At 69.6% G+C, this 24,548-nt stretch carries 23 protein-coding genes and 3 riboswitches; of the genes, 8 read left to right on the forward strand and 15 right to left on the reverse strand.

From position 1 onward, the window contains the following. The first annotated feature begins 107 nt into the window (after positions 1-107). On the forward strand, positions 108-1,934 hold the full coding sequence (locus VQ065_RS20475) for a long-chain-acyl-CoA synthetase (protein WP_003090998.1): 1,827 nt from the start codon (positions 108-110) through the stop codon (positions 1,932-1,934). A gap of 13 nt (positions 1,935-1,947) precedes the next feature. Here VQ065_RS20475 and VQ065_RS20480 read toward each other — a convergent pair whose 3' ends face one another. The 13 genes from VQ065_RS20480 to cobG all read right to left on the reverse strand — a co-directional run bounded on the left by VQ065_RS20480 (position 1,948) and on the right by cobG (position 13,834). Further along, on the reverse strand, positions 1,948-2,370 hold the full coding sequence (locus tag VQ065_RS20480) for a hypothetical protein (RefSeq protein WP_003091000.1): 423 nt from the start codon (positions 2,368-2,370) through the stop codon (positions 1,948-1,950). Positions 2,371-2,715: 345 nt separating this feature from the next. Then, complete coding sequence (gene sbrR, locus VQ065_RS20485; protein WP_009877630.1) at positions 2,716-3,480, reverse strand: anti-sigma factor SbrR; 765 nt, start codon at positions 3,478-3,480, stop codon at positions 2,716-2,718. Beyond that, on the reverse strand, positions 3,477-4,061 hold the full coding sequence (gene sbrI, locus VQ065_RS20490; RefSeq protein ID WP_003119848.1) for an ECF family RNA polymerase sigma factor SbrI: 585 nt from the start codon (positions 4,059-4,061) through the stop codon (positions 3,477-3,479). The genes sbrR and sbrI overlap by 4 nt, the downstream gene beginning before the upstream one ends. A gap of 327 nt (positions 4,062-4,388) precedes the next feature. Next, positions 4,389-5,828, reverse strand: a complete 1,440-nt coding sequence (locus tag VQ065_RS20495; protein WP_003091003.1) for an aminotransferase-like domain-containing protein — start codon at positions 5,826-5,828, stop codon at positions 4,389-4,391. A 221-nt stretch (positions 5,829-6,049) separates the two neighbouring features. Then, positions 6,050-6,418 (reverse strand): hypothetical protein, encoded by a 369-nt coding sequence (locus tag VQ065_RS20500; RefSeq protein WP_003091004.1) that lies wholly within the window; start codon positions 6,416-6,418, stop codon positions 6,050-6,052. Positions 6,419-6,504: 86 nt separating this feature from the next. Further along, on the reverse strand, positions 6,505-7,143 hold the full coding sequence (locus VQ065_RS20505; RefSeq protein ID WP_003091005.1) for a response regulator transcription factor: 639 nt from the start codon (positions 7,141-7,143) through the stop codon (positions 6,505-6,507). Between the two features lie 193 nt (positions 7,144-7,336). Continuing rightward, the gene (locus VQ065_RS20510) at positions 7,337-8,146 is read right to left on the reverse strand and encodes an OmpA family protein (RefSeq protein WP_003091007.1); all 810 of its coding nucleotides are present in this window, start codon (positions 8,144-8,146) and stop codon (positions 7,337-7,339) included. Further along, on the reverse strand, positions 8,146-8,505 hold the full coding sequence (locus tag VQ065_RS20515; protein ID WP_003091008.1) for a DUF4398 domain-containing protein: 360 nt from the start codon (positions 8,503-8,505) through the stop codon (positions 8,146-8,148). Before VQ065_RS20515 ends, VQ065_RS20510 begins: the two co-directional genes overlap by 1 nt. After that, on the reverse strand, positions 8,502-9,350 hold the full coding sequence (locus VQ065_RS20520; protein WP_003091009.1) for a substrate-binding periplasmic protein: 849 nt from the start codon (positions 9,348-9,350) through the stop codon (positions 8,502-8,504). Before VQ065_RS20520 ends, VQ065_RS20515 begins: the two co-directional genes overlap by 4 nt. Before the next feature lie 69 nt (positions 9,351-9,419). Next, positions 9,420-11,099, reverse strand: a complete 1,680-nt coding sequence (cobJ, locus tag VQ065_RS20525; protein ID WP_023098509.1) for a precorrin-3B C(17)-methyltransferase — start codon at positions 11,097-11,099, stop codon at positions 9,420-9,422. After that, positions 11,092-11,844 (reverse strand): precorrin-2 C(20)-methyltransferase, encoded by a 753-nt coding sequence (locus VQ065_RS20530; RefSeq protein WP_003091011.1) that lies wholly within the window; start codon positions 11,842-11,844, stop codon positions 11,092-11,094. The genes cobJ and VQ065_RS20530 overlap by 8 nt, the downstream gene beginning before the upstream one ends. Continuing rightward, positions 11,841-12,467 (reverse strand): precorrin-8X methylmutase, encoded by a 627-nt coding sequence (locus VQ065_RS20535; protein WP_003107929.1) that lies wholly within the window; start codon positions 12,465-12,467, stop codon positions 11,841-11,843. Before VQ065_RS20535 ends, VQ065_RS20530 begins: the two co-directional genes overlap by 4 nt. Beyond that, a complete protein-coding gene (cobG, locus tag VQ065_RS20540) occupies positions 12,464-13,834 on the reverse strand; it encodes a precorrin-3B synthase (RefSeq protein WP_014603920.1) in 1,371 nt (456 codons plus the stop codon). The genes VQ065_RS20535 and cobG overlap by 4 nt, the downstream gene beginning before the upstream one ends. A 90-nt stretch (positions 13,835-13,924) precedes the next feature. Beyond that, a riboswitch (cobalamin riboswitch) is annotated at positions 13,925-14,175 on the reverse strand. A gap of 85 nt (positions 14,176-14,260) precedes the next feature. On the opposite strand from cobG, the gene VQ065_RS20545 reads away from it, so the two are divergent. The 3 genes from VQ065_RS20545 to VQ065_RS20555 are packed head-to-tail and all read left to right on the forward strand — an operon-like array spanning position 14,261 to position 17,326. Further along, positions 14,261-15,508 carry a bifunctional cobalt-precorrin-7 (C(5))-methyltransferase/cobalt-precorrin-6B (C(15))-methyltransferase gene (locus VQ065_RS20545; RefSeq protein ID WP_014603921.1) on the forward strand — a complete coding sequence of 416 codons (1,248 nt, stop codon included), beginning with the start codon at positions 14,261-14,263 and terminating at the stop codon, positions 15,506-15,508. Further along, entirely contained in the window at positions 15,501-16,601 is a 1,101-nt protein-coding gene (locus tag VQ065_RS20550) for a cobalt-precorrin-5B (C(1))-methyltransferase (RefSeq protein ID WP_003091014.1), read from the forward strand. The genes VQ065_RS20545 and VQ065_RS20550 overlap by 8 nt, the downstream gene beginning before the upstream one ends. Further along, positions 16,598-17,326 (forward strand): cobalt-precorrin-6A reductase, encoded by a 729-nt coding sequence (locus VQ065_RS20555; protein ID WP_023095406.1) that lies wholly within the window; start codon positions 16,598-16,600, stop codon positions 17,324-17,326. The genes VQ065_RS20550 and VQ065_RS20555 overlap by 4 nt, the downstream gene beginning before the upstream one ends. Positions 17,327-17,379: 53 nt before the next feature. Here VQ065_RS20555 and mntP read toward each other — a convergent pair whose 3' ends face one another. Continuing rightward, the gene (gene mntP / locus VQ065_RS20560; protein ID WP_003091017.1) at positions 17,380-17,949 is read right to left on the reverse strand and encodes a manganese efflux pump MntP; all 570 of its coding nucleotides are present in this window, start codon (positions 17,947-17,949) and stop codon (positions 17,380-17,382) included. A gap of 6 nt (positions 17,950-17,955) precedes the next feature. Continuing rightward, positions 17,956-18,124: riboswitch (yybP-ykoY riboswitch) on the reverse strand. Between the two features lie 157 nt (positions 18,125-18,281). Further along, positions 18,282-18,486, forward strand: a riboswitch (cobalamin riboswitch). 99 nt (positions 18,487-18,585) lie between these two features. Here mntP and VQ065_RS20565 point away from each other — a divergent pair. Genes VQ065_RS20565 through VQ065_RS20580 form a run of 4 tightly spaced genes read left to right on the forward strand, consistent with a single transcriptional unit; the run spans position 18,586 to position 23,564 of the window. Continuing rightward, positions 18,586-20,742, forward strand: a complete 2,157-nt coding sequence (locus tag VQ065_RS20565) for a TonB-dependent receptor (RefSeq protein ID WP_003091018.1) — start codon at positions 18,586-18,588, stop codon at positions 20,740-20,742. Positions 20,743-20,794: 52 nt separating this feature from the next. Further along, positions 20,795-21,568, forward strand: coding sequence for an ABC transporter ATP-binding protein (locus tag VQ065_RS20570; protein WP_003091019.1), 774 nt, complete (start codon positions 20,795-20,797; stop codon positions 21,566-21,568). Next, positions 21,565-22,536 (forward strand): ABC transporter substrate-binding protein, encoded by a 972-nt coding sequence (locus VQ065_RS20575; RefSeq protein ID WP_003091020.1) that lies wholly within the window; start codon positions 21,565-21,567, stop codon positions 22,534-22,536. Before VQ065_RS20570 ends, VQ065_RS20575 begins: the two co-directional genes overlap by 4 nt. Beyond that, a complete protein-coding gene (locus VQ065_RS20580; protein WP_014603923.1) occupies positions 22,533-23,564 on the forward strand; it encodes a FecCD family ABC transporter permease in 1,032 nt (343 codons plus the stop codon). Before VQ065_RS20575 ends, VQ065_RS20580 begins: the two co-directional genes overlap by 4 nt. On the opposite strand, the gene VQ065_RS20585 is transcribed toward VQ065_RS20580, so the two are convergent. Then, positions 23,565-24,431, reverse strand: coding sequence for an MBL fold metallo-hydrolase (locus VQ065_RS20585; protein WP_003091024.1), 867 nt, complete (start codon positions 24,429-24,431; stop codon positions 23,565-23,567). Positions 24,432-24,548: the final 117 nt, after the last annotated feature.

Here is a 24,548-nt window from a genome sequence, read left to right on the forward strand (position 1 = left end):
AAGTGCCCCGGGGCGACCGCGCAACGGTCATAGCCGAGGCGGCGGCTGCGGTCTAGAGTCGCGGGAGCGTCCTACGCCCCGCACAACAACGACAAAGCGCGAGAGCCATGACCCACGCCGACCTGATCACTTTCAACCGTTTCGTTGCCCGCCTGCCTGCCACCTTCGGCCGCGTGCCGCGCATGCTGCGCGGCCTGTACTACACCGCGATCCGTAACCGCGAGAAGAGCCTGTCCCTGGGCTGGGCGCTGGAGCGCGCGGCACGCCTGTACCCGGACAACCCGGCGGTGCTCGACGGCCAGCGGCGGATCAGCTACGCCCTGTTCAACGGCTGGGCCAATCGCCTGGCGCGCGCCTTCAAGGCCGAGGGCGTAGGCCACGGCAGCGTGGTCGCGGTGATGCTGGAGAACCGCGTCGAGCTGCTGGCGATCCTCGCCGCCCTGGCCAAGCTCGGCGCCATCGGCGCACTGGTCAACACCACCCAGCGCGGCAAGGTCCTGGTGCACAGCCTGAACCTGGTGAAGCCCGGCCACTTCGTGGTCGGCGAAGAGTTGCGCGAGGTGTTCGAGGAAGTCCGCCATGAGGTGCTCGGCAACGCCGGCCATTGCTACTGGGTCGACGACGGCGACACCCTCGGCGATCCCGGCTCGCCGCCGATGGGCTGGCGCAACCTGATGCGCCTGGCCCAGGGGCAGACCTCGGAGAACCTCGAGGACACCGGCAGGGTGCGGCTCAAGGACTCCTGCTTCTACATCTACACCTCCGGCACCACCGGCCTGCCGAAAGCCTCGATCATGAGCCACGGCAAGTGGATCAAGGCCTACGGCGGCTTCGGCCATTCCGGCCTGGGCCTGGGCCGCGACGACGTGCTCTACCTGACCCTGCCCTGCTACCACAACAACGCCGTGACCGTCTGCTGGAGCGCGGCGCTCGCCGGCGGCGCGGCCATGGCCCTGCGCCGCAAGTTCTCCGCCAGCGGTTTCTGGAAGGACGTGCAGCACTACCGGGCGACCTGCTTCGGCTACATCGGCGAGCTCTGCCGCTACCTGCTGAACCAGCCACCGTGCGCCGAGGAACGCGGCAATAGCCTGACCTGCATGATCGGCAACGGCCTGCGCCCGTCGATCTGGGCCGAGTTCAAGCAACGCTTCGAGATCCAGCGGATCACCGAGTTCTACGCTTCCAGCGAAGGCAACATCGGCTTCACCAACGTATTCAATTTCGACAATACGGTGGGCTTCTCCCCAGCCACCTACGCCATCGTCCGCTACGACCTGGAGAACGACCGCCCGGTGCGCGACGCCAAGGGCTTCATGGAGAAGGTCGGCAAGGGCGAGGTCGGCCTGCTGATCAGCGAGATCAGCGCGAAGTGGCCGTTCGACGGCTACACCGATCCGGCCAAGAGCGAAGCGGTGATCCTCCGCGACGTGTTCAAGAAGGGCGACGCCTGGTTCAACACCGGCGACCTGATGCGCGACATCGGTTTCAAGCACACCCAGTTCGTCGACCGTCTCGGCGACACCTTCCGCTGGAAGGGCGAGAACGTTTCCACCACCGAGGTGGAAAACGCCCTCGGCGCCTTCGACGGGGTCGAAGATGCGGTGGTCTACGGCGTGGAGATTCCCGGCACCAACGGCCGCTGCGGGATGGCCGCGCTGCGCCTGGCCGATGGCGTCGAACTGGACCGCGACGCCCTCGCCGCGCACCTCGACCGCGAGTTGCCGGCCTATGCCACGCCGGTGTTCCTGCGCCTGCTGCGCGAAGTCGAGACCACCGGCACCTTCAAGTACAAGAAGACCGACCTCAAGCGCGACGCCTACGATCCCGCGCGGGTGAGCGACAAACTCTTCGTCAGGTTGCCCGGCAGCGCCGGCTACCAGCCGTTGGACGCGGAGCTGTACCAGGCGTTGCAGGAGCAGCGCTACCGCTTCTGAGCGCCGGGGCGGCCTACTGGCGGAACTCGAACTGCAACTCGGCCCCTTCCAGGGGCCGCGACACGCCCAGTTCGCGGTCGCGATAGAGCAACTGGCCGTTGAGGCGGAAGTCGCTGTCGTCCTTTTCCTCGAACATCGGCGGCAACAGCGGCTTGGGCTTATGGGTCTCTTCCGTGCCGGGCGGCGCCATCTTCTGCACCAGTTCCTTCGGCAGGCGCAGGTCCAGCTTGGCGCTCGGCAGCGGCTTGCGCACCTCGGGGTCGAGACGAGCGGTGGAAGCGCGCTTCGCCGGCGCCGGCTTGTCCTTGGCGACCGGCCTGCTGGCCGGCTTCGGCGGCGCAGCCGCAGGCTTCGGCTTGGCCGGCGGCTTGGGTTCGGCAACCTGCTCCGCGGCTGGCGCGACCTTCTTCGAAGCTGTTTTCGGCGCGGCAGGCACAGCAGGCGCTGGCTCCGCTCGTGCAGGCTTCACTGGCTTGGCAGGGGCGCGCTGCTCCTGCGGCGGTGCTTCCGGGGCTTTCTTTTCCGGTGCCTTGGAGCCGTCATCACAGGCCGCCAGGAAGCAACCGAAAAGAACAACGACGCAAATTCGGCAAAGACGTTTCATAGTCACGCAGGTATGGCCAATTGCGGCAATGCTGACGGCAGACTGCAACCAAGGCAAGGGGTCACTATCGTCATCCTGGCACTCTCTCGATTGTTCGCCCCATGTCTAACCTGTCATGCACGGATAACCGCTTGATGTCAGCCCGCGACGCCATCATGGCGTCGCGGGCCATGGTCGTCACGGCCGTTTCTTGGCGCTCGCGGCTATCGTCGCGAGGCGTTCCAGTCGTTCCACCAGGTTCTCTCCGGGGAAACGTTTCTGCAGCTCGGCCAACTGGGTCGCGGCCTGCTCCGTCTTGCCCTGCTCACGCAGGGCAAGGACCGCCCCGAGCGCCTCGTCGAGCACCTCCGGCTTCACCGCAACCGCCTTGCCCCTGGCCTGGGCGACGAAGTCGCCAGCCAGCTCCGCCTGGACCTTCGCCTGCTGCGCGGCCTGGGCCGGCGGTCGGTCGGCCAGGGCAGCCGGAGCCGGCGGCGCGGCCTCGGCCATCAGTTGCGGCGCCTCCCCGGACGATGCGTAGCTGGCCAGCAAGGCCGGGGGCTCCGACATCTCGCCGGACAGCGGAGCCGGCGCCGCCGGCGCGCGCATGGCCCGCTTCGCCGCAGCGGCCCCGGCGACTCCGTCGCGCAGGGGCACATCGCTGAACGCCACTTCGGGGCGGGCCTGGCGCTCGGCGTCGTCCAGCACGTTGTGGCTGACCAGCCCCAGCACCAGCGCCACGCCCAGCAGGCTGGCGAAGGCCGCCTGCCAACGCGGCCTGCGGGAGGCTTCCAGCCAGCGCCGCCACCAGGACCGGGCGGGTTCGACATGCGCCGCCTGGCGTCGCGCGGCGGCGAGGATCGCCTGGTCCAGCGCCGGCGCCGGCTGCTGCGGCGCGTGGGCGCGGAAATGCGCCAGCATCTGCTCTTCGGCGACGCTCGCGGAATGCTTCTGTGGGTTCATACCGCCACCTCCTCGGCCAGCAGCCGGCGCAGCTTCTGCACCGCGTAGCGGAAACGGCTCTTCACCGTCTCCAGCGGCGACTGGGTGAGCGTGGCGATCTCGGCCAGTTCCAGTTCGCCGTGGGCGCGCATCAGGAATACCTCGCGCTGTTCCTCGGGCAGGGTCTCCAGCGCGCTCTGCAAGCGCTCGCCGTCGCGGCTCAGGCTGAGCTGCTGCTCGGGGCCGGCGCCCTGGTCGGGTTGCGCGTGCAACTGTTCGTCGTAGCTGTCCTGCAACGGCTGGCGCTGGCCATGCTTGCGCCAATGATCGATCAAGCGGTTGCGGGCGATCTGGTAGAGCCAGGTGCGGAAGCTCGCCCGGCCCTGCGGCTGGCTCTCGCTGCGGATCAGGCTGAGCCAGGTTTCCTGGTAGATCTCGTCGGCCAGTTCGGTCTGTCCGGCCAGGCCGCAGAGAAAACGGTAGAGACCTTGCCGATGGCGCTGGTAGAGCACCTCGAAGGCCGCGCTGTCGCCCTTGCGGTAACGCGCCAGCAGCGTTTCGTCGCTGCCGGCGGCCGTCGTGGCGCTGGTGGAGGCATGCATGCCGCTGGTCGACTCCTGTCCTGTGTCAAAGGCGACCGAGAGCAGGCTCATCGGCCACATCCTTCGCGGCACGCATCGGCGTCGCCACGAAACGCCCGGGCCGTCGCCAGAAGCGCGGCCGGAGCGGCTATCGGTAGACATTTTCCAGCGTCGGACAGTTCGGCGAAAGTGCCGGTCCGGATGGAAGCCGGGAAAAACATCGAGACGACCTCGTCGTGCAGCGGAGATACCCGCTGAGACGAAGCTGTCGGTGGATTCGGGTTAATCCCCGGAAAAATTCTTCGCGGACTGCCACGGGCGCCCCTCAGCCAAGGGAGCGCCTCGCGCTCAGGCGGCGATCAGGCCTTCCTGGCAAAGCTGCCCGGCAAGCATGCCGAGGGTCATGATCGCCCGCTCCGCCTCGCGGTTCCAGGGAATCCCGCAGGTCAGCCGCAGGCAGTTGTTGAACTGCTCGGTGTTGCTGAAGATCAGCCCCGGGGCGATGCTGATGCCCTGCTCCAGGGCCCGCACGTGGAGTTCCTTGGTGTTGACCTTGGCCGGCAGGCTGACCCAGAGAATGAAGCCGCCCTTGGGCCGGGTCATCTGCGTACCTTCCGGGAAGTACTGCTGCACCGCCAACTGGTAGGCGGTCATGTTCTTCCGGTACTCCTGGCGGATGTAGCGCAGGTGGCGGTCGTAGCCGCCGTTCTCCAGGTAGGCGGCGACGCCCATCTGGGTCACGGTGCAAGCCGAATGGGTGGTGAAGGTCTGCAAGCGACGGATCTCCTCCTGGTAGCGCTCGGCGATGATCCAGCCGATGCGTACGCCGGGCGAGATGGTCTTGGAGAAACTCGAGCAGTAGATCACCCGGCCGTCGCGGTCGTGGGACTTGAGCGAGCGCGCCTGGCCCTGGTCGAACATCAGTTCGCCGTAGATGTCGTCCTCGACCACCCCGATGTTGTGTTCGGCGGTCAGTTTCAGCAGTTGCTTCTGGCGATCCTCGGGAATCGTCCCGCCGAAGGGATTGCTCAGCCGCGCGGTCAGCACCAAGGCCTTGATCGACCACTGGTTGGCCGCCAGTTGCAGCGCTTCCAGGCTGATCCCGGTGCGCGGGTCGCTGGGGATCTCGATGACCTTCAGGCCCAGCACGTCAGCCAGTTGCAGCAGGCCGTAGTAGCTCGGCGACTCGGTGGCGATCAGGTCGCCGGGACGGGTCAGCACCCGCAGGGCCATGTGGATCGCATCCACGCAGCCGTGGGTGATGGTCACCTGCGACGGGTCGACCACCACGCCGGCGTCGCGCATGCGGATCGCCACCTGCCGCCGGAGCGGCTCGAAACCGGGGCTGAACATGTAGCTGAACGCCCGTGGGCTCTGGAAGCGGGTGACCTTGGCCAGTTGCTGGTGCAAGGCGCGCACCGGCAGGTAGTCCACATGCGGCACCGCCGCGCCGAGCGGGAATACCCCTTCGCGGCGGGACTCGGCGAGCACCTGGTTGATGATGCTGCTGCGGGTGACCAGGCCGGGACGCTCGACCCGCGCGATATCCGGGGTCGGCGCGGTCAGCGCCGGGGTGCGGTGGACGTAGAAGCCGGATTGCGGACGGGCACGGATCAGTCCCTGGTCCTCGAGGGTGGCGTAGGCCTGCAGCACGGTGGCGTGGCTGACGTTCAACTGGGTGCTGAGCTTGCGCACCGACGGTACCCGCTCGCCCGGCTGGTAGACGCCACGGCGAATGTCCTCGGCCAACTGCTGGGCGATGCGTTGGTAAAGCAGCAGATTGGTCATGGCGGGTTTTCCTCGGCGATTGAACCGAAACAGTAGCTCAATTCGTGAAACTGCTCCAGAACAGTTCGGCCGACAACCAGGCATACAGTCGCAAAACTGTACGGGTCGGTCGCAGAGACGGCGCGTTCGCGAGAAAAAGAAAACCCGGTCGGTCGCCACCGGCCGGGTGCGGGCGGGAAATAGTCCGCCAAGAGCCGCCTGGGGAGCGGCCATAGGGAAAGTCAGAAACGCAACGCGTCCGCCGCCGCGCTCTCGCCGGTCGACGCTTGCCAGGCGAAGGGGCTTGGCGCCAGGCCGAGATCGCCGAACAGGCGGTAGTCCGGGACGGCGGCGGGCTGGCGGGAGGTCGGGGAAAAGTCATCGCGGCTGAGGCGGGTGACCAGAACCCGGGCCTGCACCTGCAATGCCACCAGGCTGAGGCTTTCCCGCGCCGTGCAGCCCGCCTCGCCGCACGCCACCGGCGAGTCCTCCAGCAGGAGTTCCTGGCGGCGTGCTTCGGCAACCGCGCGGAGTTCGGCGGCGAAGGACGGCTGGCACAGGCTCAGCAACAACGGCAGGACGAAACGGGCAAAGCGGGGCTGGCGGATCATGCGGATTCCTCGGCTGCGGCGGGATGGCTCCCGGGGGCTGGCGAGGATTGTTCCGCAACTGGCGGTCGAGATGTTTCGAACCCCGGTCAGGCGAGTTCGTGGAGCCAGTTCATCACGCCCAGGGCGATCAGTTCGGCGTCACTGTTGAGGCCTATCTTGACCATCGCGTTCTTCTTGTGGGTGCTGATGGTCGACACGCTGCGCATGGTCCGCTGGGCGATCTCGCTGACCGTGTCGCCACGCGCCAGGCGCCGGAGGATGTCCACCTCGGTTGGGCTCAGCGGCTTGCCGGTATGCCGCTGCGGGTGCAGGCCGGGGTCGAGGAAGGTCTGTCCGAGCGCCATGCACTCCAGCGCCGCCTTCAACGTCTCCAGCGGGCTGCGCTTGCTGATGTAGGCCGAGGCGCCGCTGCGCAGGACCGCCTTGGCCAGCAACGGCGCGCTGAACACCGAGTAGACCATCACCTTCATTTGTGGGCAGTGCCGGGTCAGCCATTCCACCAGGTGGATACCGTCGCGGCTGCGCTGGCCAGGCAAGCCCAGCTCGGTGATCAGGATGCTTTCCGGCGGCAGGTCGGCCAGGCGCTCCACCAGGCTGTCGCTATCGCCGACCACCGCCAGCACCTGGCGTCCGCACTCCTCGCTGAGGTAGCGCTGCAGCGCCCACTGCATGACCGGGAAGGAATCGGCGATCACCAACCCCGGCAGGGTTTCGTTCGAACTCATGGCGCCTCTCTACTCGTTATAACGAAATACAAGGTGCTTATGCTGCACGGATTGCCGCTCGAACTAGTTCGATCCCGATGATAGCCCGCTCTTGCGCAAGTTCTGACAGAGAAATCCAGCGCCACCCGGTTCGCCAGACGAAAAAAGCCCCGGACCCTTTGGGGTACCGGGGCTTCCTGCGGCGGCACGGTTCTCAGCGCGGCGCGCTGAGCTGGCCCTTGTCGTTGGAGAAGACGATCTCCACCCGGCGGTTCTGCGCCCGTCCCCGGTTGGAGGCGTTGTCGGTGACCGGGAAGGCTTCGCCGTAGCCGACCACCTGCATGCGCGCGGGATCCACGCCGAGATCGGCGAGCACGTCGGCCACCGCCTGGGCGCGCTCGCGCGACAGGTCGAGGTTGGCCTGCCTGTCGCCGACGCTGTCGGTATAGCCTTCGATGCGGATCACCCGCCGCGGATTGAGCTGGAGGAACTGCACCAGCTTCAGCGCGGTGCGGTTGGCCGCCGGCTTGAGTTCGGCGCGGTTGAAGTCGAACAGCACGTCGCCAAGGGTGAGCACCAGGCCACGCTCGGTTTCCTCGGTGCTGAGACTGGCGATCTCCTCGCTCAGGCGCTGGCCCTGCTCCTGCACGCTGAGCAGCTTGGCTTCGCGCAGGGCCAGTTGCAGGCGCTCGCGCTCCAGTTGCAGGCGGGTCAGGCGCTCCTGGTTGAGGTTGAGCAAGGCGTGCTGGCGAGCGATCTCGCTGTAGCGCTGGCTCAGGTAGGCATACTGGATCACGTCGCTGCTGCTGCCCCAGTAGCTGGACAGGCGTTCGGCGCGGGCCAGCGATTCGCCGGCGCGGATCACATCCTTGGGCGCCGCGCGGAGCACGTCGGAATCTTCCTTGACCTGGTCGAACTCGCTCTGCGCCTTGGCCAGCGACTGTTCGCTGAGCTTGTGGTCGGCGCAGCCAGCCAGCGCGGCGCAGGCCAGCAGGGTGGCGAAGAGAGTCGCTTTGCCCGGCATCAGTCGGTCTCCCCCAGTTGCTTGCGCAGACGTTTCAGGCTCTTGTCCAGCTCGCCGAGCTGGTCCTTGCTCTTCTGCGTCAGCACCTTGGACTCGGCGAGGCGTGCGTCCAGCTCGGCCTGCTCGGCCAACAGGCGCGCCTTCTTGTAGGACTCCGCGGTCATCGCGATCTGCGCCGCGGCGTACTTGTCCTGGGCCAGTTTCAGCTCGGCCACGTCGTCGGTGGCACCCACCGCCTTGGCCTGCTCCAGCGCCTGTTCGGTCAGGCGCATCTGCTCCAGCGGAGCCGGGTCGTTGCTCGCACAACCGCTCAGGGTCAGCGCGGCGAGGCCTGCGGCCATCATCCATCGAATGCTCACAAGTCACTTTCCTGCGTAGTCGAACTGGCGCCGGAAGCCGGCAATTGCTGGGCTTTCCAGCGTTCGAGATTGTCCTGCAAGAGCGTTACGGGAACGCCGGCAGCCGACAATTCTGTCATCTTTTTCGCCAGTTGTCCGCGCAGCCACGGATCGTTGCAGGCGGAGTTGTGCGACAGCGTCAGGTACAGCCCCTCGCTGCTCAGCACCGGTTCCAGCGCCTCCAGGTCGTCGGCCATGCCCAGCGCCTCGACCTGGGCCTGCCCGGGCAGCGCCTGGTAGAGGAGGAACTCGCTGCGCTTGAGCATCAGGTCCTGCAAGCCCTGGGTCAGGCTCGGCACCGGCTTCAGGTCGAGGCTGGCCTTGGCGAAGCGGTCGAACTCCTCGCCCAGGCTGCTGCCGGCCAGCACGCTGCCCTTGTGCCCGATCAGGTCGTCGCGGCCGATGAACGGGAACGCGGCGTCCTTGTTCACCCAGACCACCCCGCTGGTCATCAGGAACGGCGGATGCACGTAGTCCATGCTGCCGAGCCGTGCCAGGGTCAGGTAGGCCCCGGCGAGCAGGTCGGCGCGACCGCTGGTCACCTCTTCCTGGGCCTTCTCCCAGGAGCCGCTGTAGAGCACGTCGATGCGCACGCCGAGCTCCTTGCCCAGGCGCTGCAACAGGTCGGCATTGGCTCCGATCAGGCGCTTCGGATCCTGCGGGTCGCGCCACAGGTAGGGTGGGTACTCCGGGTTGCCGGTGGCCACCAGGCGCTCGCAGGAGCCGGCCGCCGCGGCCAGCCCCGGAACGAACAGCGCCGCCAGCAGGATGCCGGCCAGGCGGCACGGGGAACAGCGAAAGGACATGGATTCAGGCTCCGCGGTACAGGGATGCGCGCAGCAGTCTGCCACATTTCCGCGCGCGCTCCCGCCCCGCTATTCCGGTGGGTACCAGCGCGGCGTGTAGACCCAGGCTTCGCCGTCGGCACGCGGGAAGCTGCAGGTGGTGGACGAGCCGATGATCACCAGGGTGCGCATGTCCACCTGCTCCGCACGCAGCTCGCCCAGTGTGGTGCGCAGCAGGCGCTCGCCGGGCCGCCCGATGTCGCGACCGAGCACCACCAGGGTCTGCGGCGAACGATGGCGGGCGACGATCTCCAGCGCCCGTCCCAGTTGCCAGGGCCGCGCCCGCGAGATCGGATTGTAGAAAGCCATCGCCAGGTCGGCGGCGCCGGCCAGGTCCAGGCGCCGCTCGATCACCTCCCAGGGCTTGAGGTTGTCGGACAGCGACAGCAGGCAGAAATCGTGGCCCAGAGGCGCCCCCGCCCTGGCCGCGGTGGCCAGGGCCGCCGAGACGCCAGGGAAGATCCGCAGCTCGACCGCGTCCCAGGCCGGCTCGCCAGCGCCATGCAGGGCTTCCAGCACCGCGGCGGCCATGGCGAACACGCCGGGGTCGCCGGACGATACCAGCACCACCGCCCTGCCCGTCGCCGCCAGTTCGAAGGCATGCCGGGCGCGCTGCAATTCCTCGCGGTTGTCGCTGCCATGCAGCACCTGTCCGGCGCGGAAGGGTCCGGCCATGTCGACGTAGGTCTGGTAGCCGAGGATGTCCTCGGCCTCGTCCAGTGCCCGCCGCGCCGCAGGCACCATCAGCTCGGCGCAGCCGGGCCCCAGGCCGATCACTGTGAGTCGGCCGCGACGCTGGCCGATGCGGTCCATCGCCAAGGGCGCGGCGGCCACCGCCAGCCGGTCGCCGACCTGCTCGGCGGCGGGCAAGGCCTGGCGCAGGCGCGCAGCGGGATCGGCCTGCGGCAGGAAGCGCAGCGGTACGCCGAGCGCATCGGCGGCGGCCTGCAGGCGCGGATCGGCCATCCGCGCGCTGTCGGCCAGCAAGCCGCCGAGCGCCGCCGCGGCCAGGCCGGCATCGACCAGCGCCTGGCGCACCGCGTCCGCCGCCGCGTCGGCAGGTTCGAGCGCCGCCAGCACGCAGCGCGGATGGATCAGCAGTTCCTCGGCCCGCGGCGCACGCGCCGAGGGCGTCACGTGAATCGCCAGCGCCGCCGCCGGGTCGCGCGGCAAACGGGCCGCGTCGAGCCAGCCGGCGGCACCCTCGACGCGCACCGGCTGGCCACCGAGCAAATCGGCAACGAAGCGCTTGCCCTGCTCCAGGTCGGCCAGGACATAACCGGCGGGCGGGTTGAGCACGCAGGTGCCGAAGCGCAGCTCGCCGCTGGTGGTGATCGCCGGCGCCACGGCCAGCACCTCGCCGATTTCCCGCGCCAGCCGGTTGACCCCGGCCAGCCCGCCGAGCAGCGGCACCACCGCGCTGCCGTCCTCGGCCAGGGCCAGCACCGGCGGCTCCGCTCCCTTGCGTTGCAACAACGGCGCCAGGCTGCGAATGACGATGCCGGCGGCGCACAGGGCGACGATCGGGCGGTCGGCGCAATACAGTTCGCGCAGGGTGTCGCCGAAGTCCGTATAGGAACGGTCGGCCTCGACCCGCCCGGCGAGCCCGTGGACCAGCGCCCCGGGATAGCGCGCCTGGACCCGCCGCGCGGTATCCAGCGCACCCTGGCCGAGGATGACGATGGCCGGAACCTGCTGGGCGTCACTCACCGCCGGCCCCTCCCTGCCACTTGTCGCCGGGGACGACGATCAGCGAGAAGTACGGCGAGGCCATCGGCTCCACCCGTTCCAACGGCACGATCCGCTGGTTGGCCATGGTCGCCCGCTCGACGTACAGCGCGCGGCGCTCGAGGCCAAGCTCGACCAGCACGCGGCGGACCTTGTCGAAATTGCGGCCGAGCTTCATCACCACCGCCGCGTCGGCATCCGCCAGGCGCCGGCGCAACTCCTCCTCGGGCAGCACTCCGGAGAGCACCGAGAGGCTCTGGTTGCGGTACACCAGCGGCGCACCGAGCACCGCCGCGCCGCCGAGCATCGAGCAAACGCCAGGCACCACTTCGCTTTCGTAGCGCGTCGCCAGGCGGTCGTGCAGGTACATGTAGGAACCGTAGAAGAACGGGTCGCCCTCGCAGATCACCGCCACGTCGCGGCCGGCGTCCAGGTGCGCGGCCAGCTGTTCGGCGGCGGTGTCGTAGAAATCGCTGATGATGGTCTCGTAGCACAGCGGCGGTTCCAGCTTCTCGGTGGTCACCGGATAGACCAGCGGCAGGCGCACTTGGGCCTGGTCCAGGTGCGCCTCGATGATGCCGAAGGCGTTGCCCTTCTTGCCCTTGGCCACGAAATAGCCGACCACCGGCGCCGCGCGCAGCAGGCGCAGGGCCTTGAGGGTGATCAGTTCGGGATCGCCGGGCCCGACGCCCAGGCCCAGCAGGCGGCCCTTCACGACACTCATCATTCGCGCTCCGTGGCCAGGGCGTTCACCGCCGCGGCGGCCATGGCGCTGCCGCCACGGCGACCGCGGACGATCACGTAGGGCACCCCGCGGCTATCGGCGGCGAGCATCTCCTTGGATTCCGCGGCGCCGACGAAGCCGACCGGGAAGCCCAGGATCAGCGCCGGTTTCGGCGCGCCGGCGTCGAGCATTTCCAGCAGGTAGAACAGCGCGGTCGGCGCGTTGCCGATCACCACCACGCTGCCCTCCAGGTGCTCGCGCCAGTGCTCCAGGGCCACCGCCGAGCGGGTATTGCCGAGTTCCGTGGCGAGCGCCGGCACGTCCGCTTCGTTGAGGGTGCAGATCACCCGGTTGGCGGCGGGCAGCCGCGAGCGGGTCACGCCTTCGGCGACCATCCGCGCGTCGCAGAGGATCGCCGCGCCGGCGGCCAGCGCGGCGCGGCCGGCGGCGCCGGCGCCGGGCGAGAAGCGCAGGTCGTCGACCACGTCGACCATGCCGCAGGCGTGGATCACCCTGACCGCGAGCTTTTCCAGGTCGGCCGGGATGCCGGCGAGGTTCGCTTCGGCGCGGATGGTGGCGAACGACTGGCGATAGATCGCCTGGCCATCGCGGATGTAGTCAATCATGCGGGTTTTCCGGAAGTGGGCTGGGAAGGCAGGGCCGCCAGGTAATCGGCGGCCGTGGCGAAAGTCAGGCGGCTGGCCAGCAACTGGCCGAATCCGGGGTGGCATGGGTCGCGCCGGTACAGGTCGTAGAACCCGCCGCTGCGCGCCAGCAGGGTGAGCGGCGCGCGGTGGGCAGCGGCGCAGGACCGTTCGCAGCCGCACAGGTGCAGTTGCGGCAGGTCGCTGCGCGGGCCGAGGCGTTCGGCCAGGCGCAAGGCGTCGCCCTTGGTGTCGGCCAAGCCCCTGGCGCAGGCGCTGGAACCGCTGCAGGCGATCAGCCGCGCCAACGGCGCGTCGGGCTCGGTCAGCAGGCCGAGTCCGCGCAGGCCGAGCAGCGCCTGGTGGGCCTCGGCCTGCGCCAGGTTCGGCAGGAGCACGCCTTGCCAGGGGGTCAGGCGCAGGCTGCCGTCGCCATGGCGCTCGACCAGCTCGGCCAGGCCTTCCAGGCAAGCGCTGTCGAGCCGGCCGAGCGGCGCCGCCGCGCCGACCATCACCAGGCCCGGCTGGCGTTGCGGCTGGACGCCGAGATGACTCCACGCACGCCCCGGCGGACGCCGCCAGGCCGCCACCCGCTCGTCACGCCGCAGAGGGAAATCCAGGCGCGCCTGCAAGGCCTCCAGCAAGGGTTCTCCGGCCAGCTCCTGCAACAGGTGGCGCATCCGCGTCTGTTGCGGCTGGGCGCGTTCGAGGAACAGGTCGAGCAGCGCCAGCACCAGGGACTCGCCCCGCTCCGCCGGCAACGCCGCCAGGGGGCGGTCGCGGGCCGGGCAGCCGGCGAGTCCGAAGACCAGCGTCGCGGTCGGCGCCGCAGGCATCGGCGAGAGCCAGATGTCATGGGGATGTTCGAGCATCGCCAGGTCTTCGCCGCCGTCCAGCTGGATGGCGAACTTGGCCGACAGCGCGTGGTAGCGGCTGTCCGCCTGGAGCCGCAGCAACAGCCGAGCAGCCAGCGGGCGCACGTCCAGCGACAGGTGCGGATCGAGCCCGGCGGCCGGGCTGAGCATCAGGTTGCGCACGTCGTCGGCGCCGGCCAGGGACCCATGCCGGGGACCGAGGCCGGCGTCCAGCAGGCGGCGGACAAGCCGCTCTTCCTCGCCGCGACGGACGCCACGCAATTGCAGGTTGGAACGGTTGGTCGCCTCGATCACGCCGCTGGCGCAATCCCGCGCCGCGGCCGCCACGGCGCGTGCCTGGGCGGCGTCCAGGCGACCGGCATCGAGCTTGATGCGGCAGATGCCGCCGTCCAGCGCCTGGACGATACGCAGCAGGCCGGGACAGGGCGACGGACGTGGTACGGGCAGGGGCGCCGGGGTCTGGTCGTCGTTCAAAAACGCTACTCGAATCGGCGTCGCGGCGACCGCACCGCTGTCCCCCAGGGACAGACCACGGCATCGGTACACCCCGCCCGATGTTGGCACTCGCGACTGGTTTCGGCGGCAGGTCTCCTGGCTCGCAGCCCGGCGTTCCACCCGGGGGAGGAACCTCCGCTTCACGCCGCCTTCCCGGTAATCCAGTGGCGAATGGCGCGAATACAGGCTGCATACAGTTGCGGGGGCAGCCACGGCTAGGCCCGGGCTTCGAAAAGACCGCGGCTCCGTGTTCCCTCTTCGGCCCTCGTTGGCCCCGCGCTAACGCGAAAGGGCCGGGCACCGACGAACGCGCTATTATGCCGCCCAGCCCGGGGCCGGGAAAACCCATTCCGTCCGGAAGCCGTCGCGGGCCCTTCACAGACGCATTTCAGGAGTATCGGAACCGTGTCATCGGCAGACTCGACGCCGCCCTGGCTGACCCTGGTGGGCATCGGCGAGGACGGTTATCCCGGCCTCGGCAAGCAGGCCCGGCGTGCCCTGCTACAAGCCAGCCGGATCGTCGGCGCGGCGCGCCAGCTGGAACTGCTGCCGCCGTGCATCGGCGCCGCCCGCGAAACCTGGCCGACGCCGTTCTCCCTGGAACCATTGCTGGCCCGGCGCGGCCAGCCGACCTGCGTGCTGGCCAGCGGCGACCCGATGCTGTTCGGCGTCGGCGCCAGTCTCGCCCGGCAACTGCCGGCGACCGAACTGCGGGTCCTGCCGGCGCCCTCCTCCCTCTCGCTGGCCGCCGCCCGCCTCGGCTGGGCCCTGCAGGAAGTCGCCTGCCTGTCACTGGTGGCGCGTCCGCTGGCGGCGCTGCAGGCACAGGTCCACGACGGCCGGCGCCTGCTGGTCCTCAGCAATGACGGCGACAGCCCGGCCGCCATCGCCCGCCTGTTGAACGCCCGTGGCTTCGGCGCCAGTCGCCTGAGCGTGCTGGAACACCTCGGCGGGCCGCTCGAGCGCCGTCTCGACGGCCTCGCCGGCGACTGGTCGCTGCCGCGCGCCGCCGATCTCAACCTGGTGGCGGTGGAATGCCGCGCCGGCACCGACGCCGTGCGCCTGCCGCTGACCCCGGGCCTGGCCGACGAAGCCTATCGCCACGACGGCCAGTTGACCAAGCGCGACGTCCGCGCCGTGACCCTGGCGCGCCTGGCGCCCTGCCCCGGCGAGCTGCTCTGGGACGTCGGCGCCGGTTGCGGCTCCATCGGCATCGAATGGATGCGCGCGCACCCCAGTTGCCGGGCGATCGCCATCGAAGCCAACGACGAGCGCCAGGAACATATCCGCCACAACCGCGACGCCCTCGGCGTACCGACCCTGCACCTGGTCGCCGGCAGCGCCCCGGAGGCGCTGCTGGAACTGCCCGAGCCGGACGCCATCTTCATCGGCGGCGGGGTCACCGCCGAGGGCGTGCTGGAGACCTGCTGGGAGCGCCTGCGGCCCGGCGGCCGCCTGCTCGCCAACGCCGTCACCCTGCAGAGCGAACGGGTGCTGCTCGACTGGCAGCAACGCCTGGGGGGCGACCTCACCCGCCTCGGCGTCGCCCACGCGCGACCGCTGGGCGGTTTCGACACCTGGCGCCAGGCCTTGCCGATCACCCTGCTGGAATTGCGCAAACCCGCCGCCAGGAAGCCTCCCCGCGATGCGTGAGGAAACCCCCGAGCAGCCCGCGCCGTTGCGCAGCGGCTACACCACCGGCAGTTGCGCCACCGCCACCAGCCTGGCGGCGGCGCGCCTGCTGCTGGGCGGCACGATCAGCGACGCGGTGCAGATCGTCCTGCCCAAGGGCCAGCAGGTGCTGATGCGCCTGGAATTCTGCCGCGCCTGGGAAAACGGCGCGGAAGCCGGCACCCTCAAGGATGCCGGCGACGATCCCGACGTCACCCACGGCGCCCTGGTGTTCGCCCGGGTGCGCCTGGGCGCCGAGCCTGGCGTGCGCTTCCATGCCGGCCCCGGGGTCGGTACGGTGACCCGCCCGGGGCTGACCCTGGCGGTCGGCGAGCCGGCGATCAATCCGGTGCCGCGACAGATGATCGAACGCCACCTCGCCCAGCTCGCCGCCGAACGGGGCTACGCCGGCGGCTTCGAGGTCGCCATCGGCGTGGAGGGCGGCGCCGAGCTGGCGCTGAAGACCATGAACCCGCGCCTGGGCATCCTCGGCGGGCTGTCGATCCTCGGCACCAGCGGCATCGTCCGGCCGTTCTCCTGCTCGGCCTATATCGCCTCGATCCATCAGGGCATCGATGTCGCTCGCGCCAACGGCGTCCGCCACATCGCCGCCTGTACCGGCAACGCCAGCGAGGACGCCATGCGCCGGCGCTATGGGCTGCCGGAGATCGCCCTGATCGAGATGGGCGACTTCGCCGGCGCGGTGCTCAAGCACCTGCGCAAGGCACCGGTGGAAAAGCTCAGCCTGTGCGGCGGCTTCGGCAAGATCAGCAAGCTCGCCGGCGGCCACCTCGACCTGCACAGCCGCCATTCCAGCATCGACCTGCCGCAATTGGCCGGCTGGGCCGCCGCGCTCGGCGCCAGCGCCGCGCTACAGGACTGCATGCGCGCCGCCAACACCAGCCAGCAGGCGCTGGCCCAGGCACACGCCGAAGGCGTGGCCCTGGGCGATGCGGTCTGCGCCCACGCCCTGCGCTTCGCCCGCAGCATCGTGCCCACCGAGGTGGCGCTGGAAGTCTTCGCCATCGACCGCCAGGGCAACCTGGTCGGCCAGGCCTGCGAGGAGCGCCGATGAAACGCCTGTTGCTGCTCGGCGGGATCGGCGAGGCCCTGGCCCTCGCCCGCCGGCTCGGCCCGGCGCATCTCTACAGCCTCGCTGGGCTGGGCAAGGTGCCCGGCGACCTGGCCTGCCAGGTCCGGGTCGGCGGCTACGGCGGCGCCGAAGGGCTGGCGGCGTTCATCGACGAGCAGGGCTTCGACCTGCTGGTGGACGCCACCCACCCCTACGCCGCACGGATCAGCCGGAACGCCGTGCGCGCCGCGCGACTGGCCGGAGTGCCCTGCTGGGCGCTGCGCCGGCCCGGCTGGCAGGCCGGGCCCGGCGACGACTGGCGCGAGGTAGCCGACTGGCGCGAGCTGATCGCCGCCCTCGCACCCTTCCGCCGTCCGCTGTTCACCCTCGGCCGCGAACCGCTGGAGCATCTCGGCCAGGTCCCGCCGCACCAGCACTGGACCGTGCGCTGCCTGCAAGGCCAGCCGGCCGCGCCGCGCGCCGAGGTGATCGGCGCGCGCGGGCCGTTCAGCCTGGATGGCGAACGGGCGTTGTTCGAGCGCCTCGCCTGCGACGTGCTGGTGAGCAAGAACAGCGGTAGCCAGGCCACCGAGCCGAAGCTCCAGGTGGCGCGGGAAATGGGCCTGCCGGTGCTGGTCCTGGCACGTCCGCCGCTGCCGCCGGCGGACCGCGAGTTCGCCGACGGCGAGGCGCTGCTGGCGGCAATCCGCGATTGGGAAAGCGCCTGAAGCGAACGCCCACCCACTCGCCGCGACCTGTCCCGCCCCGTCTCCGATGCCGCTCACGCCGCGCTGAGATGCTCGTAGAGAATGGTCGCACCGACCAGGATCAGCACCACCCCGCCGACCATCTCCGCGCGCTTGCCGGTCACTGCGCCGAGCGCCCGGCCGAGCATGGTGCCGAGGGTGACCATGGTCATGGTGGCCAGGCCGATGGCACCGGCGGCGAGGAAGATGTTGACATCGACGAAGGCCAGGCCGACGCCCACCGCCAGCGCGTCGATGCTGGTGGCCAGCGCCGTCACCGCGAGAATCCAGAACGAATGCTGGCCGGGCTTTTCCTGTTCCGTCGCATGATCCGCGCGCAGGCCGTTGTGGATCATGTGCAGGCCGAGCAGCACCAGCAGGACGAAGGCGATCCAGTGGTCCCAGTCGGCGACGAACTGGCTGGCGGCCTGGCCAAGCAGCCAGCCGACCAGAGGGGTGATGGCCTCGATCACGCCGAAGATTATCCCGGTGCGCAGCGCCTCCGACAGGCGCGGCCGATCCAGGCTGGAGCCCTTGCCGATGGCCGCGGCGAAGGCATCGGTGGACATGGCGAAGGCGAGGAAGATCAGGGAAACGGGATTCACGCGGATACTCCAGCCGGGCATGAGTCAACGACATGACCCCGCGGCCCGGCTTTGGCGCAGGAATGTCGTTGGTCTCACCAATCCGGTTGGATGCGCTGGCCATGGCAGGTTGCCAAGAATGTTGACCAGCGCGCCGTCAACGGGTGACGGCAGGCTACTCCCCAAGGAAGGCCGGCAGCATAGCAGGCCGGCGTGAAGAAAATGTGATGACCCGGGAAGCTGCGCCAGGGCGTGGGGTCCGGCGAAGAAAGACTGCACAAGCGAATTGTTATAGTATAACATTTTATTCAATCCAGATCGTTCAAGGCTTGACTGGAAACGGTGCGGATGTTCCCATCCGGCCCGTTCCAGGTGCCTCCTGCCGCCGCGCAGGAGGTGAAACGGGAAGCCGGTGCGTCACTTCAGTGATCAGTCCGGCGCTGCCCCCGCAACGGTAAGCGAGCGAAATCCTCTTCAGGCCACTGTGCTCCGGCATGGGAAGGCGAGGATTTCACGACCCTCGCAAGCCCGGAGACCGGCCTGCAACGCCCTGTTGGCACACCCGCGGTGGGCGGGAGCGAGCCGGTTGTTCGAGGCGCTGTCGCGCCTGCGATTTCCTGCGCGTTCCGTCCTGCCCGGTCATGAGATGGAACGCCCATGCCCCGCTTCAGCCGTTTGCGCACCGAGCCTTTCGCCCTCGGCCTATCCACCAGCCTGCTGCTGGTACCGCCCGCCCTCGCCGAAACCGAGGAAGCCGCCCTCGCCCTGCCCAGCCAGTTGGTCAGCGTTCGCCAGGACCCCGCCGAACTCGACCACATCGATCTCGCCACGCCGGTCAGTGCCGGTTCGCGCCTGGGCCTCAGCGCCCTGGACACCCCGGCGAGCACCAGCAGCATCAGCGGCGAGGAAGTTCGCCGACGCAACAACCCCAGCGTCCAGGCCGCCGTCACCCGCAGCCCCGGCATCAGCTTCATCGGCACCCCCGGAGATGGCGGTACCGGCCTCTCGGCGCGCGGCTTCAGCGGCCACGCATCGGTGATGCAACTGTTCGACGGCACGCGCCTGTACACCGGCATGGGCACGGTGAACTTCCCCAGCGATCCGTGGATGGTCGAGCGCATCGACGTGATCCGCGGCCCGGCCTCGGTGCTGTACGGCGAAGGCGCCACCGGCGCGGTGATCAACGTGGTGCCGAAGAAGCCTTTCGCCGGCGAGATCCGCAACCACCTGCGCCTCGGCTACGGCTCCTACGACAACCGCCAGTTGGCCCTGGACAGCGGCGGCTCGCTGACCGACAGCCTCAGCTACCGGCTCAACCTGAACCAGCAGCAGAGCCACGGCTGGATCGACCGTGGCGACTCGCGCAACCTGGGCATCAGCGCGGCGCTGCGCTGGCAGGCCAGCGACGATCTGGCCTTCACCCTCGCCCACGACTATGGCGACCAGGAGCCGATGAACGACTTCGGCACCCCGCTGGTCGGCAGCAAGTACCACAAGCGCCTGCGCGAGAAGAACTACAACGTGCGCAACGACGTGCAGCGCTACAACGACCAGTGGACCCGCCTGACCAGCGACTGGAGCCTTTCCGACAGCGTCACCGCGAGCAACCAGCTGTACTACATCAAGGCCCGCCGTCACTGGCGCAACGCCGAAACCTACGAATGGGACGTCCCGCGCGAAGAGCTGTTGCGCAGGGACTACCTGCGCATCAGCCACGAGCAGGAGCAGATCGGCGACCGCCAGACCTTCGCCTTCCAGCACGCCCTGTTCGGCCTCGACAGCCGCACCCTGGTCGGCGCCGAGTACAACCGCATCCGCTTCCGCCTGACCAACAACTCGCCCTATACCGATGTCGGCGGCGACTACATCGACCCCTGGCACCCCGCGCCCGGCTACTTCGAAAGCCGCTCGCCCTACCGGCCGCACTCGCGCAGCCAGACCCGCACCTTCGCCCTGTTCGCCGAGAACCGCCTGCAACTCAACGAGCGCCTGTCGCTGGTGACCGGCGTGCGCCGCGACCAGAACCATATCGACCGCGACGACCTGCGCGCCGGCACCCGCAGCGACCGCAGCCTGCAGGGCGGCAACTGGCGCGCCGGGCTGGTCTTCGCGCTGACCCCGGAACTGTCGCTGTACGGCCAGTACTCCACCAGCGAGGACGGCGTGAGCAACCTGATCACCCTCAACGCGGCCCAGCAGCAAATGGACCTGACCCACTCGAAGCAGACCGAGGTCGGCCTCAAGCAACTGTTCCCGGACGGTCGCGGCGAATGGACCCTGGCCGCCTACCATATCGTCAAGAAGAAGCTGCTCAGCGCCAACCCGCTGCCGCCGCACGACGCGCAGCAGGTCGGCCAGCAGAGTTCGGACGGCCTGGAGGCCAGCCTGGAACTGAACCTGGCCCAGGACTGGCGGCTGTCAGCGAACGCCGCGCTGGTGCGTGCCGAATACGACGACTTCGACGAAACGATCGACAAGCAGACCTACTCGCGCAACGGCAACCGCCCCAGGAACGTGCCACGGCGCACCGCCAACCTCTGGCTGGACAAGTCCTTCGCCGATACCCTGCGCGTCGGCGCCGGGCTGCGCTACGTCGACCGGCGCTACGCCGACGCCGCCAACCAGGCCAGCCTGCCCGGCTACACGGTGGTCGACGCCAACCTGGGCTGGCAGGTACGGCCGGACCTGACCCTCGGCCTTGAGCTGTACAACCTGTTCGACCGCCAGTACGCCCTGGCTGACAACAACAACGGCCAGCAATGGATCATGGGCCAGCCGCGCTCGTTCAACGTCACCGCCGACTTCAGTTTCTGAAGCCGGCGCCGCGGCAATCGTCTCTGCTGAACCACCGGACCTGCGAGTAGCCATGTCGTCCCTTCACCTCGATGCCCTGCACTGGTCGCCCGACGCCTCCACCGAGTTGCTGCGCGGCGTGCACCTGGAAGTCCCGGCCGGCAGTTTCGTCGGCCTGATCGGCCCCAACGGCAGCGGCAAGACCAGCCTGCTGCGCTGCGCCTTCCGCTATGCGCGACCGCAGCGCGGCCGGGTGGTGCTCGACGGCGACGACCTCTGGCGCCAGCCGCCGCGCTGGGCCGCCCGGCGCATCGCGGTGGTGTTGCAGGAATTCCCCGAGGACTTCGGCCTCGCCGTCGAGGACGTGGTCGCCATGGGCCGCACGCCGCACAAGGGCCTGTTCGACGGCCACGGCGCGGACGACCGCCAGCGGGTCCGCCAGGCGCTGCTCCAGGTCGGTCTCGAAGGGCGTGCCGCGAGCCCCTTCGCCAGCCTCTCCGGTGGCGAGAAGCAGCGCGCCCTGCTGGCTCGCGCGCTGGTCCAGGAACCGCGCCTGCTGATCCTTGACGAACCGACCAACCACCTCGACCCGCGCTACCAGCTGGAGCTTCTGCGCCTGCTGCGCGGCCTCGGCCTGAGCACCCTGGCGAGCTTCCACGACCTCAACCTGGCGGCGGCCTTCTGCGACCGCCTCTACGTGCTCGACGGCGGGCGCATCGTCGCCCAGGGCACGCCGACCGAGGTGCTCGACGCCGACCTGCTGTGGCGGGTGTTCGGCGTCCGCGCCCTGGTCGACCGCCACCCCCTCGCCGACCACCCGCGCCTGACCTGGATTACCCAAGCATGAAGCACCCGATCCTGCACCACCTGCTGCTCGGCGCCCTGCTCGCCTGCGCCGATGCCGCGCTGGCCGAGCGCTACCCGCTCAGCGTGCGCAGTTGCGAGCGCGAAGTGACGTTCGAGCGCGCGCCGTCGCGCGCGGTCAGCCACGACATCAACCTCACCGAGATGATGGTCGCCCTCGGTCTGCAGACGCGCATGGTCGGCTATACCGGCATCAGCGGCTGGTGGAAGAATGCCGATCCCGGATTGATCGCCGCGCTCAAGCCGCTGCCCGAGCTGGTGGCGCGCTACCCCACGGCGGAAACCCTGCTCGATGTCGACGCCGACTTCTTCTTCGCCGGTTGGGGCTACGGCATGCGCGTCGGCGGCGACCTCACTCCGGCCAGCCTGGAGCCGCTGGGGGTGAAGGTCTACGAGCTGAGCGAATCCTGCGCGCAGATCGGCGAGCCGCGCCGCGCCAGCCTCGACGAGCTGTACCGCGACCTGCGCAACCTGGGACGGATCTTCGACGTCGAACCGCGCGCCGAGCGCCTGGTCGCCAGCCTCCAGGCACGCATCCAGCGCGCCCGCGCCGGCATCCCGGCGAACGCCGAGGCGCCGCGGGTGTTCCTCTACGACAGCGGCGAGGACCGCCCCTTCACCTCTGGCCGCCTGGGCATGCCGCAGGCGCTGATCGAGGCCGCCGGCGGTCGCAGCGTGACCGACGACGTGGCGGCCAGCTGGACCCAGGTCAACTGGGAAAGCGTGGTCGCCCGCGATCCGCAGGTCATCGTCATCGTCGACTACGGCGAGACCAGCGCCGCGCAGAAGCAGCGTTTCCTCGAAGAGAACCCGGCGCTGCGCAGCCTGACCGCGATCCGCGAGCGACGCTTCATCGTCCTGCCCTATAACCAGGCCACGCCAGGCATCGGCAACGCCGCGGCGATAGAAACCCTGGTCGCCGGCCTCCACCCTCGGGCGCCACGTCCATGACCCTGTTCCGCAGCCCTCGCGCCTATTGCCTGTTGCTGGGCAGCCTGGTCCTGTTGCTCGGCCTGTCCTGCGTTCTCGCCCTCGGCTTCGGTCCGGCGCGACTGGACAGCGGCCTGGTCGGCCGCATCGTCCTCCAGAGCCTGTTCGGCGTGGCGGCGGAGCCCGGCGCCTGGAGCGCTGGCCAGGAGCACATCGTCTGGCTGATCCGCGCCCCGCGGGTACTGCTCGGCGCTTGCGTCGGCGCCGGCCTGGCGCTGGTGGGGGCGGCGCTGCAGGCGGTCACGCGCAATCCGCTGGCCGATCCGCACCTGCTCGGCGCCACCTCCGGCGCGACCCTCGGCGCGGTGCTGGTGGTGCTCTACATCGGCGAGGTGATCGGCCTGCTGACCCTGCCGCTGGCGGCCTTCCTCGGCGCCCTCGGCAGCATGCTACTGGTGCTCGGCGTGGCCAGCCGCGGCGGCCGCCTGGGCAGCGACCGGCTGTTGCTGGCGGGGGTCGCGGTGTCGTTCGTGCTCCTGGCGCTGGCCAACCTGCTGCTGTTCCTCGGCGACCACCGCGCCGCCTCCTCGGTGCTGTTCTGGATGCTCGGCGGCCTCGGCCTGGCGCGCTGGTCGTTGATCTGGCTGCCGGCGCTGTGCGTGGCCGGCGGCCTGCTGGTACTGCTCGGGCTGGGCCGTGCGCTGAACGCGCTGATGGCCGGCGAACAGACCGCCGTGACCCTCGGCCTGGACGCCCGTCGCGTACGCCTGTGGGTCTTCGTCTGCTGCTCGCTGCTGACCGGCGTGCTGGTCTCGGTGAGCGGCGCCATCGGCTTCGTCGGTCTCATGCTGCCGCACGCCGCGCGCCTGCTGGTGGGCGCCGAGCACCGCCGACTGCTGCCGGTGTGCGCCCTGCTCGGCGCGCTGTTCCTGGTCTGGATGGATGTCGCCGCGCGCACCCTGATCGCCCCCCAGGACCTGCCCATCGGCATCGCCACCGCGGCCATCGGTGGGCTGTTCTTCATTCTCCTGCTGCGTCGCCGCAGCTGATCAGAACAGATCCAGCGGGATCTTCAGGTAACGCACCCCGTTGCCTTCCACCGGCGGCAGGTTGCCGCCGCGCATGTTGACCTGGATCGCCGGCAGCATCAGGGACGGCATGCCGAGGGTGGCATCGCGCTGCTGGCGCATGGCGACGAACGCCTCCTCGTCGACGCCTTCGCGGACGTGCACGTTGTGCCGGCGCTGCTCGCCGACGCTGGTTTCGCAGCGGTGCTCGTCGCGGCCGGGAGCCGTGTAGTCGTGGCACATGAACAGGCGGGTCGCGTCGGGTAGCGCGAACAGGCGCTGGATCGAGCGATACAGCTGGCGCGCGTCGCCGCCGGGGAAATCGCAGCGGGCGGTGCCGTAGTCGGGCATGAACAGGGTATCGCCGACGAAGGCGCTGTCGCCGACCAGGTAGGTCATGCACGCCGGGGTATGCCCCGGGGTATGCAGCGCGCGGCATTCCAGGGCGCCGATGCGGAACGACTCGCCGTCCTCGAACAGGTGCTCGAACTGGCGGCCGTCCACCGGGAACGCCTCGCCCAGGTTGAACAGGCCGGAGAATTTCGCCTGCACCTGGGTGATTCGCGCGCCGATGGCCAGGCGCCCGCCCAGTTCGCGCTGCAGGAAGATGGCCGCCGACAGGTGGTCGGCGTGCACGTGGGTCTCCAGCAGCCATTCCACCTGCAGGTCGTGCTGGCGAACGTGGCCGATCAGGCGTTCGGCGCTGGCATGGCTGGTACGCCCGGCGGCCGGGTCGTAGTCGAGCACCGGGTCGACGATGGCGCAGGCGCGGCTGGACGGGTCGCGCACCACATAGCTGTAGGTGGAGGTGGCCGGGTCGAAGAAGGCAGTGATGTCGGGTTTCAACATGGAGGTTCCTTGCGCGGCGTGCTGACGGCGACCGCGCCATGGCTACGGATCGTCCCACCATAGCCAACCCGGGCCCGGCGTACCAACCCACAGGTTTGTCAGGAAGCTACCGGACCG

It is taken from the genome of Pseudomonas sp. KBN10P06128 (assembly GCF_037574945.1).
GTDB classification, from domain to species: domain Bacteria; phylum Pseudomonadota; class Gammaproteobacteria; order Pseudomonadales; family Pseudomonadaceae; genus Pseudomonas; species Pseudomonas aeruginosa.

What these genes read in the sequence shown, in the direction of transcription:
- VQ065_RS20475 (WP_003090998.1), top strand. Translation starts at nt 108, where the DNA reads ATGACCCACGCCGACCTGATCACTTTCAACCGTTTCGTTGCCCGCCTG.
- sbrR (WP_009877630.1), bottom strand. Translation starts at nt 3,480, where the DNA reads ATGAACCCACAGAAGCATTCCGCGAGCGTCGCCGAAGAGCAGATGCTG.
- sbrI (WP_003119848.1), bottom strand. Translation starts at nt 4,061, where the DNA reads ATGCATGCCTCCACCAGCGCCACGACGGCCGCCGGCAGCGACGAAACG.
- VQ065_RS20495 (WP_003091003.1), bottom strand. Translation starts at nt 5,828, where the DNA reads ATGACCAATCTGCTGCTTTACCAACGCATCGCCCAGCAGTTGGCCGAG.
- VQ065_RS20500 (WP_003091004.1), bottom strand. Translation starts at nt 6,418, where the DNA reads ATGATCCGCCAGCCCCGCTTTGCCCGTTTCGTCCTGCCGTTGTTGCTG.
- VQ065_RS20505 (WP_003091005.1), bottom strand. Translation starts at nt 7,143, where the DNA reads ATGAGTTCGAACGAAACCCTGCCGGGGTTGGTGATCGCCGATTCCTTC.
- VQ065_RS20510 (WP_003091007.1), bottom strand. Translation starts at nt 8,146, where the DNA reads ATGCCGGGCAAAGCGACTCTCTTCGCCACCCTGCTGGCCTGCGCCGCG.
- VQ065_RS20520 (WP_003091009.1), bottom strand. Translation starts at nt 9,350, where the DNA reads ATGTCCTTTCGCTGTTCCCCGTGCCGCCTGGCCGGCATCCTGCTGGCG.
- VQ065_RS20530 (WP_003091011.1), bottom strand. Translation starts at nt 11,844, where the DNA reads ATGATGAGTGTCGTGAAGGGCCGCCTGCTGGGCCTGGGCGTCGGGCCC.
- VQ065_RS20535 (WP_003107929.1), bottom strand. Translation starts at nt 12,467, where the DNA reads ATGATTGACTACATCCGCGATGGCCAGGCGATCTATCGCCAGTCGTTC.
- VQ065_RS20550 (WP_003091014.1), top strand. Translation starts at nt 15,501, where the DNA reads ATGCGTGAGGAAACCCCCGAGCAGCCCGCGCCGTTGCGCAGCGGCTAC.
- VQ065_RS20555 (WP_023095406.1), top strand. Translation starts at nt 16,598, where the DNA reads ATGAAACGCCTGTTGCTGCTCGGCGGGATCGGCGAGGCCCTGGCCCTC.
- VQ065_RS20565 (WP_003091018.1), top strand. Translation starts at nt 18,586, where the DNA reads ATGCCCCGCTTCAGCCGTTTGCGCACCGAGCCTTTCGCCCTCGGCCTA.
- VQ065_RS20570 (WP_003091019.1), top strand. Translation starts at nt 20,795, where the DNA reads ATGTCGTCCCTTCACCTCGATGCCCTGCACTGGTCGCCCGACGCCTCC.
- VQ065_RS20575 (WP_003091020.1), top strand. Translation starts at nt 21,565, where the DNA reads ATGAAGCACCCGATCCTGCACCACCTGCTGCTCGGCGCCCTGCTCGCC.
- VQ065_RS20580 (WP_014603923.1), top strand. Translation starts at nt 22,533, where the DNA reads ATGACCCTGTTCCGCAGCCCTCGCGCCTATTGCCTGTTGCTGGGCAGC.
- VQ065_RS20585 (WP_003091024.1), bottom strand. Translation starts at nt 24,431, where the DNA reads ATGTTGAAACCCGACATCACTGCCTTCTTCGACCCGGCCACCTCCACC.